The following is an 11,835-nucleotide window of genomic DNA, read 5'->3' as shown; positions in this document are numbered from 1 at the left end:
TTGTAGAAACACATCAAGCCAGCGAAATCACATCGCTGGCTTTTTATTTTTCAGAGCATCTTTTGCATCTATTCTGGTGATGATTTTTAGATACTCAAACAAGCAAAATATAGCTTTTCTCAGTCGTTTAAATAGCACCAATATCATTCATCTATTGATAGCGCGATTCCAGTCAGCGTTGTGTAAAAAGACACCATCTTCACGAACTTCGGAGTAATGACTTGGTCCACGTTAGACCCCATCACATAATAGGAGTCTAAACAGAGACACATGCGTATTCTGATTTTTTCTTTAAGTATTGTTGCATCGACAAGCTATGCAGCAAAGCCAGACCCATTCCCAGTTACACCAGATAGTCGCGGGCAAGATTTCATGGTCAGTGCGACGAATCCTTACGTGAGCAGTACCGGTTACTCAATATTGAAAGAAGGCGGTAACGCTGTTGATGCTATGGTCGCGATGCAGATGGTGATGTCTGTCGTTGAGCCAGATATGACCGGAATTGGCGGCGGGACTTTCGCGCTGTTTTATCAACATGACGAGAAAAAATTTCTGGCCCTTGATGGTCGAGATGAAGCGCCCTCTAGCGCGAACCCTGAAATGTTTGTTGAGAATGGGGAAGTACTCAGTCGCAACGAAATATTAGGCCCTCGTTCTGTTGCGGTTCCGGGCACATTGCGGTTGCTTTACACCACTCATGAACAATACGGCAAGTTGCCATGGGCAGAGCTGATTAAGCCGGCGATTACATTGGCGAGCAATGGGTACGCGATGAACAGCTACACCTACGACATCGTAGTAAGAGAGCAAAGCCGACTTGAGCAAGATCCGGAAGTGAAAGCCTTGTATTGGCAAGGGGACGATATTAAGCCGACGGGAACCTTGATGAAGAACCCTAAGATGGCTGAGACGCTGAGGAAGATCGCGCAACAAGGCGATCGTTACCTTTATGGTGGTGAGCTTGGTCAGCACATCGTAGAGACGGTTAATAGTCGTATTGATGACCAACACGAGAAGTTGTCTTTAGAAGATTTTAAACATTACCAAGTGAAGCAGCGTGACATCATTGAGAGCGACTACCGTGGGAATAAAATCGTCTCTTTTGGTTACCCAGCTTCGGGCGGTGTGATGGTCGCTCAGAGTCTTGAACTGCTCGCACCCTATGACATTGCCCATATGGCGAAAACGGATGTGGAACCTTGGCGTCTCATGACTGAAGCGATGCGAATTGCAAAAGCCGATCGTATTGCGTATGCCGGAGATCCGGATTATGTGGAAACGCCAGTTGAACAGTTGTTGTCTAAAGCCTATCTAGATCAGAGACGTGATTTAATCCCTGATAATGGCACTTTAAAAGAGGATCCAAAAGCAGGACAGATAACGCAAACTCAGTATGCGCAATATCAAGGCTTCGAGAGCAAAGATACAGGGCATATTTCTATCGTCGATAGAGATGGAAATGCAATTGCGATGACCAGCACGGTAGGAACGGGTATGGGCTCGGGTGTGATGGTCGATGGCGTTATCTTGAATGCGCAGATGGCTAACTTCTCACCTCAGCCAACGGTTAACGGCAAGCCTACGCAAAACTCAATTGAAGCGGGCAAGCGTCCACGTTCGGCTATTACGCCATTAATGGTGATGGACAGTGATGATAACTTGCGTTTGGTGGTTGGGTCACCAGGTAGTTCACAAATCCCGGGGTATGTACTCAAAACCGTGGTTGGGGTGCTGGATTGGAATTTATCAGCGCAAGAGGCTATTGACTTACCAAACATCCAGTATGGCACTAAGATAGACCGCACCAAGTCTTATGACCCGACTGGTTTGCTGGTGGAAAAGAAAACGTTCGCAGAAATGTTGGTGCCTGAGTTTATGGAGCTTGGCTACCCAGTGCACGTTATTCCAGTGGTAAGCGGTTTGAATGCAATTGAGCTAAAAGATGGCAAGCTTTATGGCGCAACGGATCGTCGTCGAGCCTCTAGTTCAATGGGGGAGTAGTACTCACTTCTATCAAACGAAGCAAACTAAAAAGCCAGTCAATATCGACTGGCTTTTGCGTTCTTTTTAAAGATAAAAGCGTAAGGGTTTATGCCCAACCCGCAGGAGAGCGCTTTCTACGAGGCATGACATGCGGAAGAATCAAACCAAATAGTAAACCTAAACCTGCAACACCGCCGCCATAAGTGAAGTACTTAAGCAGCATGTCATCTTTTTGTGTATCCAGCTTTGCGCGTAGCTCGCGGTTTTCTGTTTCAACAGAAGTAAGCTGATCACTGATCTCAGAGTATTTATTTTCTAGATCTGAAATTTGTTGGTTACGTGTTTCGAGAGAGGTAACAAGACCTGCTTTCTCTGCATCAGAAGTTTGACGAGCATTAGCAAGCTGCTCTTTTACTTCGGCTAGCTCTTTCTCAATGCGAGGAAGGCGAATTGCCATGCTCTCTTGGTTTGTCACAAACTTGCTTTGTACCCAACCAGTGCGACCACGGTCATCACGAACTTGCGTGTAGCCAGTATCTCGGTTGGTTTTAATCAGTTGTACTTTAGAACCGGCGTTAACACTACCAATAATACGGTAGGTGTTATTTGGACCTGAGTGCATAAAAGTGAAGAGGTCATCAGAAATATAACGGTCTGCTGCTAGGGCCGCTGGCGCTGCTAGCAAAGTAAACAAAACCGTGATGATTAGTTTTTTCACAGTAAATCCCTTAACGATTTTTCTTGGAGACAGCGTTGGCACCGAATGATTGGAGCCGGAAATAGACGAATAGTATGCAGTTTCAAACTTCGGTGCAACAAAGAAGGGAGGCAAAGCCTCCCTTTCTGTGCGTTTGAGTCAATAATGACAAAGCGCTTACATTCTATTGACGAGTGTCTTAAGCGAACATCGCTTGAAGTCCGTAGAAGAATACTACGGCCAATAACGCACCCGCTGGTAGTGTAACGATCCATGATGCCACGATGTTACGAACTACGCCTAGGTTCAGTGCTGCGATACCACGAGCAAAGCCAACACCGAGAACCGCACCAACCAATGTTTGAGTGGTTGAAATTGGCAGGCCTGTACCAGACGCTAGAACTACCGTACATGCTGTTGCTAGCTGTGCTGCAAAACCGCGGCTAGGCGTTAGCTCAGTGATGCCTGTACCAACGGTTGCCATTACTTTGTGACCTAGTGTTGCAAGACCGACCACGATACCAATACCACCAAGAGGTAGAATCCACCAAGCGATGGTGCTTTTCGTGCTGATTTCGCCCATGTGTTCAACAGTCGATACGACAGCAGACAGTGGACCAATGGCGTTTGCAACGTCGTTTGAACCGTGTGCAAATGCCATCGCACAAGCGGTGATAACCATCAGAACGCTGAAGATACCTTCCACGCCAGAAAAGCTGCGGTCTTCTTCGCGATTAGCGAATTTTTTCTGGATGTATACGTAGCCGCCAATCATCACAAGTGCTGAAACTGCTGCTGCCCACATCCAGGCTTCACCATTGGTCAGGTGAAGACCAACGTGTTTTAGACCTTTTTTGATGGTTACAAGTGCAATCACCATTGTTGTGATGAACATGTAAACAGGTACAAAACGTTTTGCGTTAAACAGAGGGTTCTCAGTATCAAAAATCAGGCGCTGTGCGCTGACAAAGATAACGTAAGCAAAGAAACCTGAAATCACTGGCGTAATAATCCAGCTACCAACAATGCCTTGAACGCTGCCCCAGTCAACCGCTTCAGTACCTACTGATACGCATGCAAAACCAATGATTGCACCGATGATTGAGTGAGTCGTTGATACTGGCCAGCCCATGTAAGAAGCAAGAAGCAGCCATGTACCTGCTGCTAAAAGCGCAGACATCATGCCGTAGACAAGAACATCTGGTTGACTAGCAAATAAAGAAGTTTCGATTACACCTTTACGGATAGTGTCGGTTACTTCACCGCCTGCAAGGTAAGCACCTGCAAATTCGAAGATCATCGCAATGATGATAGCTTGTTTTACAGTTAGCGCTTTTGAACCTACAGATGTACCCATCGCATTAGCAACGTCGTTCGCGCCAATACCAATCGCCATCATGAAACCAAAAATCGCTGCAACAATAATCAGGACAGTGCCGTAGTTCGCAAGGATATCCATCGTAATACCTAGTTGTTTTATAACAAGCGGAACAAAATTTTACGCGCGCCAAACCATAAGACGATGAAAATAGTCATCGTCCCTATGACACGTGTTAATTATGCTCTTCGTTATGTCGTTAACTTTATGTTTTAAGATCGAGATAGCATGACTTCCAAACGAGCACCTACGCGCTGCGCTTGGTCGGCAATACCACCTACCCATTCAAGAATCTTGTATAGGAACATGACATCGATAGGGTTCATGTCAGCTTCAATCACCATCAACTGTTGGCGAAGTTCAATCTGCATGGCATCGGTATCATCTTCGATAACGTCTAATTGATGAATCATTTCAGCGACGAGCGTCACTTCACGGCCTTTGAAGCCGGTTTCTAGCAATTCATCAAGTTCATTGATTACCTTTTGCGCCTGATCGGCAGCATCAAGACAACGTTGAACGTAAGCGAGGAAGTTTGGTTGGAGAGCCTCAGGGATGACAAGTTGACGACCATATACACGGCCAGCAATGTCTTTTGCCAGGTTTGCAAGTTTGTCCTGTTGAGTCAAAAGCTCAAGCATGTCAGTACGGTCGACTGGCATGAACAAACCGCGAGGCAGTTTTAGACGGATTTCACGTTTCAGCACATCCGCTTCTTTCTCTAGGTGAGAAATTTGTGCACGGATTTCTGCTGCTTTTTCCCAATCACCCTTTGAAGATACTTCAAAGAATTTCACCAAGTGTGAACAACATTCGTTGACACACACAACGTGGCGTTGCAAAGGCTTAATTGGGGACTTTGCAAATAACCCCATAATTGTATTTACTGGCATGGTCATTCAACCTAATAACTATAACCTTAAAAAAACATACACCATTTCTGAGTGCTTGGCGAAATGTTGAACGATGGCTATAAAGGCGCGCATGGTAACGCATTAAATCGCTCATTAAAACTGTTTTAGATCATCAATCCGGCGATATTTCTCTCTTGCCGTGTGAGAAATTACGCAATATCCTGTTTCTATCTGCTTTGAAAGGTATAGCTATGGAAACCGAAATAGAACTGAAGTTTTTTGTTTCTCCTGAATTTTCAGAAACTTTAAAAGAAAAAATTTCTGAGACAAAAGTACTTCAGCATAGTTGTCGTGACTTGGGTAACACCTATTTTGATACTGCCGATAAATGGCTTCGAAAGCACGACATTGGTTTAAGAATTCGCCGTTTTGATGATGTATTCGTCCAAACCGTAAAGACAGCAGGACGCGTCGTCGCAGGCTTACATCAAAGACCAGAATACAATGCTGAGCACACTAGCGACGAGCCTAATCTGTCGCTTCATCCTCTAGATATTTGGCCTCCAGGTAAAGATGCAGAAACGCTGCAATCCGAGCTTATGCCATTATTCTCGACCAACTTCACACGTGAACAATGGCTGATTGGCATGCCCGATGGCAGTCAGATTGAAGTTGCTTTTGACCAAGGCTTAGTTGTAGCCAAAGGTGAAGACGAAGAAGAGAAGCAAGAGCCAATTTGCGAAGTTGAACTGGAACTTAAGTCTGGCCAAACCGAAGCTTTATTCACACTGGCACGCAGCTTTTGCGAGCAAGGTGGTATGCGCTTGGGTAACTTGAGCAAAGCGGCGAAAGGTTATCGACTTGCAAGCGGTTATGCGGGTGATGAAGTAAAATCATTGGCACTTGTGGACAGTAGTCCGACGGATACCGTTGAATTTTGCTTGATCAACTCTTTAGAGCACGCTTTGTCTCATTGGCATTATCACGAGCAAATTTATGCTGAGCGTGACAGCGTGGAAGCACTGCGTGAAATCAGTAATGCCATTCGTTTCATTCGTCAAACATTGACCATTTTTGGCGGGATTGTCCCTCGTCGCGCGAGCGCGATTCTGCGCCAAGAGCTTAAATGGTTGGAAGAAGAACTGAGTTGGTTAGATGAGCATGCACACCTTGAAGAGCTCTTAGATGACAAAGGCAATGTGCTGCGTAAGTTGGATGCGCGTAAGTTCTTAGTATCTGAGCTGACTCAGCAGTTACAAGAGTTGCCAAGCCGTGAAGAAGTGCTAGGGTTGCTCAATTCCGCGCGTTACACAGGGTTACTGCTGGATCTAAGCCGCTGGATCTTGGCGCGCGGTTGGCAGCCATTTCTTGATGAAAAAGCACGTGAAAAAATGGCAAGTAACATCATGCCGTTTTCAGTTACTCAGCTCGATCGCACTTGGGCTGAGCTAATGGAAGCTTTCCCAGCAGAGCGCGATTTGACGGCGCAAGAGTACGTTGATCAGCGTTATCGCTTATTGCGTAATCTCTATACCGGCATTGGTTTCGCGAGTTTGTATAACTCGGATGAGCGTAACAGCTTCCGTTTACCATGGGCGGATCTGGTGCATGGTATCGATGATCTGCTAATGCTGAACCACTTGCTCCCGTTGGTTGATATGCTGGAAGACGCAGAAAAAGAGCAGTTAGAACGCTGGTTGCACCGTCAAGAGCGCTCAATTTTGCATGCAATGGATCAAACCCGAGCGATCAGTGTGGAAGTACAGCCTTATTGGCGTGAATGATCGTTCTGGTGGTAACGACAAAAAAATAGGACCGCATGGTCCTATTTTTTTGTCTCTGTTTTACGTTGTTGTAGCTCTTTTTCCATGAAATCGAGTCGTTCTAGTATTTGCGCTTGTTGGCTTAGGAGCCGCTCGAGCATACGTTCTTTATTGATTGAACTGTGCGTCTGTTGTTTCGTTGGGGCAGTAAGGATAGAGGTGATAAGACCCGAGATCATACCAAAGATACCCACCCCGCAAACAATGATGATGACAGCCAAAAACTTTCCTATGGAGGTCACTGGATAATGATCGCCGTAACCAACCGTTGAGATTGTTACAAATACCCACCACAAAGCATCGGCGCCAGTACGAATATTCGCTTCTGGGTTTTTCGCTTCGATAAACAGCATTGCACTAGAACCGAGTGTTATGAGGATAACCATCAATAGCAGTATAGAGGCGACCGTGGTTTCGCGGCGGTTTTCTTTGAGCTGATGCAAAATGAACTTTGACGAACGCAGTACTAATACCACTCGCATAATATGAAAAATACGAGCAAAGCGCAGGGGCTCTATCAATGGGATACTCGCCACGAAATCTATCCAATGACGTTTAAGGAATAACCAGCGATCTGTGGACCGGATCAAATCAATGGTGAGCTGTAGTAGAAAAATACTACAGATTATGAAATCCAGACCGATAAGAACTTGACGGGTTTCGTGATCGATCGGGAAAAACAACAAGCCAGAGATCACAAATAGTGCCATAAAAGACAATATTAGTGACAACAGGCCCATCGGTCGTGTGCTGTCTTTGATATCATTGTTTTTCATACGAAGCTCAAAATAAATCGCGTAACCACGCAAAGCGCGAACATAACTATAAGTAATATAAAGATTATAGATAAAGACTATATAAGACTCGGTGGAGAACTGACAATGGAAAAGCTGGCATTTAAGCCATGGGAAAGGGTCATATCCGACATTCGACTGGTGCCTAAAATGGTCATGCTGATGGTCTTCAGTACTGTCCTGATCGTGGCAAAACAACTGTGGGACGCAAACACTTTTTACGACTCACTTTTAGCGGCGACACAAAACGCGCAAGTTGCCCAACAGCATTATGAAGCATACTTAACGCAAGTTGCTTGGCAAACCGCCTTATTGATAGTGGTTTTTGTCGTGCTCTTATTAGCGGCGGCTAGAGTGATGTTGCGTCAAACACAGTATCTGAGCGACGCGATCAAACTGATGGCGAGCAAGAATCTCTCTGTTCCATTTGGTATGGATTGTAAAGATGAATACGGAGACGTGGCACGTGAATTAGAAAAGACACGTCGACAATTGCACGATGTGATTCAAATGCAAATTAATGCGTCTGATGAATTATCAACGCTCACCGAAGTCATGACACTGAGCATGTCGGAAACGAAGGAATCGGCGCAAGAAGAGTTTAACGAAATTGATCAACTTGCTACGGCGATGAGTGAAATGTCGTCGACGGTCCAAACGGTTGCGGAACATGCCCAGACGGCATCTTCTCTAACAGAGCAAGCTTCCGCACAAGCAATTTCTGGTCAGCAGTTCTTGCAAAGTACAATGGCGAAAATGAGTGAACTTTCGTCGGATATCGCTTCATCGGCACAAGCGGTTAACCAAGTTGAAGAACGTGTTGAAGCCATTGGTAGCGTTGTAGGGACGATTCAAGGCATTTCTGAACAAACCAACCTGCTTGCACTGAATGCGGCGATTGAAGCGGCGCGAGCTGGCGAGGCTGGGCGGGGTTTTGCTGTGGTTGCAGATGAAGTTCGTAACCTTGCCCAACGTACACAACAAGCGACGGTAGAAATTCAAGAGATGATCGCACAGCTGCAAACCAGTGCTGAATCTGCGGTAGAACTCATGGAAAAAAGCGTTGTGGAAGCGGCAGATGGAAACGAGCTGGTTTCTAATGCTGGATCTGAGCTCGATGGTATTGTTGGGCAAGTGACGCAAATCAATGACATGAACTTCCAGATCGCGACGGCGTCTGGTCAGCAAAGCAGTGTTGCAGAAGAGATGAGCCAAAACCTCACCAATGTACGTGAGTTGGTGGAAGCCTCAGTTGTTGTTGTTACCGAGCTGCTAGAAACCTCTGAAATGATGCAAAATAATGCAGGTGAGCTAGACAAGAAGATTAAATCTTTCCAAGTTTAATATTCGATCCCGAACTTTTGATAAAACGCCCACAAACCTTTTGTGGGCGTTTTTATTTGCTTTCAGTCTGGTATAAAGAATGAGTTACCGTGCTTTTCAAACAAGGAAGAAAAATGCAGCTGCCTTCGCCACTGATTTCTATCGCTGAATCTGCCGTACAAAACGCCCAAGACGCAGGTTATTTTCCCCTTTGGCCCGATGAGGTTGCGCAGCAATTTCGTTATGTGGCGGGCTTAAGCCAATTTATAACCGAAGCCATTCATCGCGATGAAGTCCTAGCCCGTGAGTTGCCAAGTATGTTAGCGCAGCCAAGTCGTCAGGAGTCTTACCGCTCACGCCTTGCTGAACTGTTGGAACAATGTCCTGATGAGATGTCTGGTCATCGCGTATTGCGTCAGTTTCGCAATCGAGAAATGGTGTACATTGCGTGGAAGGATTTCACGCATGCATGGTCTCTAGAGACGTCTTTAAGCCACTTATCTGAGTTGGCAGAAGCGATGATTTTTGAAACCTATCAATGGCAATATCAAGTGTGTTGTCAGGAGTGGGGCACGCCAACAAGTGAGGACGGTGAAGTGCAGCCGATGTTAATTATCGGCATGGGGAAACTGGGTGGTGGCGAGCTAAACTTTTCTTCCGATATTGATCTAATTTTCACGTACCCAGAGAATGGCGAAACCCAAGGCGCACGCCGAAGCATTGCCAATGCCCAGTTCTTTACTCGTCTTGGTCAACGCATCATCAAAGCGCTCGACCAACAAACCTTCGATGGTTTTTGCTACCGCGTCGACATGCGACTTCGCCCATTTGGAGAAAGTGGCCCCTTGGTAATGAGCTATGCCGCACTTGAAGATTATTACCAAGAACAGGGGCGAGATTGGGAACGTTACGCGATGATCAAAGCTCGGGTGATGGGATGTGAGATGTACCCGCAGTATCAAGAGCTACGCCAAATGCTGCGCCCTTTTGTTTTTCGTCGTTATATTGATTTCAGTGCGATTCAATCTTTGCGACGAATGAAGTCGATGATCAGTAGCGAGGTTCGCCGCCGAGGTTTGAATAACAACATTAAGCTAGGTGCGGGCGGCATCCGAGAAATTGAATTTATCGCTCAAGTTTTTCAATTGATTCGAGGTGGTCGAGAACCTTCTTTGCGTAATCGAGGGCTATTGGAAACACTGCAAGGCATTGAAGAACTGGCATTGCTTACTCCACAAGAAGTCAGCGATCTAGAATCTGCATACAAGTACTTGCGTCAATTAGAAAACTTGTTGCAAGCAATGGCGGATAAGCAAACCCAGACACTGCCTGATTGCGAAACCGAACGCTTAAAGCTCGCCACTGCGATGAAAATGAGCTGTTGGGAGCAATTGATTGAGCAAACCCAGCAGCATATGGCAAATGTTCACCAAGTTTTTGAATCACTAATTGGTGATGATGAAGAAGACGAGGGGACTACTGTTGCTCGTCATTTTCATGAGCTATGGGATATGGCCGACAAACAAGACGTTCTTGAGCATATCTTGCAGCAGGATATTCAGATTGAAGACTTTGCTTCATGCGCGAAAACCATCATCAACTTTAAAACCGATCTGGCCAAAAAAACGTTAGGCCCACGTGGACGCGAAGTGCTCAATCGTTTGATGCCGAAAGTGTTTGATGCGGTCTTTGCCCATCCTGATGCACAGTTTGGTTTATCTCGTGTACTTCATTTGCTACACAACATCTGCACTCGCACAACTTACTTGGAATTATTGGATGAGCATCCAGCGGCTCTGGTGCAGCTCGTACGTTTGTGTACCGCAAGCCCAATGATTTCAGAGCAGCTGTCTCGTTATCCTATCTTGCTTGATGAGTTAATCGACCCTGCGCAGCTGTACAATCCCATTCCATTAGACAGTTACCGTACAGAGCTGCGTGATTATTTGGCGCGTATTCCTGAAGATGATATGGAACAGCAAATGGAAGCGTTGCGTCAGTTTAAGCAAATTTGTATTTTGCGTATTGCAGCGGCAGATATTGCTGGCGCATTGCCAGTGATGAAAGTGAGTGACCATTTAACTTATTTAGCGGAAGCTATCGTGGATGCGGTGATCTGTCAGGCTTGGTTGCAAGTATCTGAAAAGTATGGCGAGCCAACGCATGTGAAAGATCGTGAAGGCAAAGGCTTTGCTGTAATTGGCTATGGTAAAGTCGGAGGGTGGGAGCTCGGCTATAACTCCGACTTAGATATTGTCTTCATGCATGACTGCCCAGTCAATGTCTACACTGACGGCAAAAAAGAGATTGATGGTCGTCAGTTCTACCTTCGTTTAGCACAGCGTATCATTCATATTTTCTCCACTCGCACCGCTTCCGGTATTTTATACGAGGTCGATACCCGATTGCGTCCGTCCGGTGCATCGGGTTTGTTGGTTAGCCCAACGGACGCGTTCGACGACTATCAACATCAAGACGCGTGGACATGGGAGCATCAAGCACTTGTCCGCGCGCGCATGATTTATGGTGATGAACCACTGGCGATTGCATTTCACAATACGCGGCATGATGTGTTGTGCAAAGCACGCGATCAAGCTGAACTGAAAAAAGACGTTGTCGAAATGAGAGAAAAAATGCGCGGTCATCTTGGGGGGAAAAAGCCAGGCCGCTTTATGCTCAAGCAAGATGTAGGTGGGATTACCGATATCGAATTTCTCGCTCAGTACCTAGTGCTCAACTATAGTCACGATAAGCCGAAATTGACGCGTTGGTGTGATAATGTACGCATCTTTGAAACGCTCATTGCGCAAAATGTCATGGACGAAGACCAAGCAATGCAGTTGATACGTGCTTACACGACAATGCGCAACGAAATACACCGCCGAAATCTACTCAATTTGGACGCTGATGTGGTGGAAGATAAGTTTGTTGCCGAAAGGGAGTGGGTAAAACAGGCTTGGAATCAGTGGTTCAGTTAAGACCA

General features: G+C 46.0%; 8 protein-coding genes. 4 read left to right on the top strand and 4 right to left on the bottom strand.

Annotated elements, in window-relative coordinates:
- Window positions 1-270: 270 nt before the first annotated feature.
- On the top strand, window positions 271-2,001 hold the full coding sequence (gene ggt / locus R7O13_RS11920) for a gamma-glutamyltransferase (protein WP_025768393.1): 1,731 nt from the start codon (window positions 271-273) through the stop codon (window positions 1,999-2,001).
- 88 nt (window positions 2,002-2,089) lie between these two features.
- Here ggt and R7O13_RS11915 read toward each other — a convergent pair whose 3' ends face one another.
- The 3 genes from R7O13_RS11915 to R7O13_RS11905 all read right to left on the bottom strand — a co-directional run bounded on the left by R7O13_RS11915 (window position 2,090) and on the right by R7O13_RS11905 (window position 4,951).
- On the bottom strand, window positions 2,090-2,701 hold the full coding sequence (locus R7O13_RS11915) for a TIGR04211 family SH3 domain-containing protein (RefSeq protein WP_005379900.1): 612 nt from the start codon (window positions 2,699-2,701) through the stop codon (window positions 2,090-2,092).
- Between the two features lie 178 nt (window positions 2,702-2,879).
- Window positions 2,880-4,139 carry an inorganic phosphate transporter gene (locus R7O13_RS11910; protein ID WP_005379898.1) on the bottom strand — a complete coding sequence of 420 codons (1,260 nt, stop codon included), beginning with the start codon at window positions 4,137-4,139 and terminating at the stop codon, window positions 2,880-2,882.
- A gap of 131 nt (window positions 4,140-4,270) precedes the next feature.
- Entirely contained in the window at window positions 4,271-4,951 is a 681-nt protein-coding gene (locus tag R7O13_RS11905; RefSeq protein ID WP_005379896.1) for a TIGR00153 family protein, read from the bottom strand.
- A gap of 212 nt (window positions 4,952-5,163) precedes the next feature.
- On the opposite strand from R7O13_RS11905, the gene R7O13_RS11900 reads away from it, so the two are divergent.
- Complete coding sequence (locus R7O13_RS11900; RefSeq protein ID WP_005379894.1) at window positions 5,164-6,696, top strand: inorganic triphosphatase; 1,533 nt, start codon at window positions 5,164-5,166, stop codon at window positions 6,694-6,696.
- Between the two features lie 41 nt (window positions 6,697-6,737).
- On the opposite strand, the gene R7O13_RS11895 is transcribed toward R7O13_RS11900, so the two are convergent.
- Entirely contained in the window at window positions 6,738-7,511 is a 774-nt protein-coding gene (locus R7O13_RS11895) for a potassium channel family protein (protein ID WP_171342780.1), read from the bottom strand.
- A gap of 105 nt (window positions 7,512-7,616) precedes the next feature.
- Here R7O13_RS11895 and R7O13_RS11890 point away from each other — a divergent pair, with 105 nt between their 5' ends.
- A complete protein-coding gene (locus R7O13_RS11890) occupies window positions 7,617-8,873 on the top strand; it encodes a methyl-accepting chemotaxis protein (RefSeq protein ID WP_005379890.1) in 1,257 nt (418 codons plus the stop codon).
- Window positions 8,874-8,986: 113 nt separating this feature from the next.
- On the top strand, window positions 8,987-11,830 hold the full coding sequence (gene glnE / locus R7O13_RS11885; protein ID WP_318303917.1) for a bifunctional [glutamate--ammonia ligase]-adenylyl-L-tyrosine phosphorylase/[glutamate--ammonia-ligase] adenylyltransferase: 2,844 nt from the start codon (window positions 8,987-8,989) through the stop codon (window positions 11,828-11,830).
- Window positions 11,831-11,835 lie beyond the last annotated feature (5 nt).

The sequence above is a fragment of the Vibrio sp. Y176 genome (assembly GCF_033438945.1).
The sequence above is the reverse complement of the archived record's forward strand: the minus strand, read 5'-3'. Positions and strand labels throughout refer to the sequence as shown.

Bases quoted from the DNA above. Each gene is read 5' to 3' on its own strand.
- ggt (WP_025768393.1), top strand. From the start codon at position 271: ATGCGTATTCTGATTTTTTCTTTAAGTATTGTTGCATCGACAAGCTAT.
- R7O13_RS11910 (WP_005379898.1), bottom strand. From the start codon at position 4,139: ATGGATATCCTTGCGAACTACGGCACTGTCCTGATTATTGTTGCAGCG.
- R7O13_RS11905 (WP_005379896.1), bottom strand. From the start codon at position 4,951: ATGCCAGTAAATACAATTATGGGGTTATTTGCAAAGTCCCCAATTAAG.
- R7O13_RS11900 (WP_005379894.1), top strand. From the start codon at position 5,164: ATGGAAACCGAAATAGAACTGAAGTTTTTTGTTTCTCCTGAATTTTCA.
- R7O13_RS11890 (WP_005379890.1), top strand. From the start codon at position 7,617: ATGGAAAAGCTGGCATTTAAGCCATGGGAAAGGGTCATATCCGACATT.
- glnE (WP_318303917.1), top strand. From the start codon at position 8,987: ATGCAGCTGCCTTCGCCACTGATTTCTATCGCTGAATCTGCCGTACAA.
- R7O13_RS11895 (WP_171342780.1), bottom strand. From the start codon at position 7,511: ATGAAAAACAATGATATCAAAGACAGCACACGACCGATGGGCCTGTTG.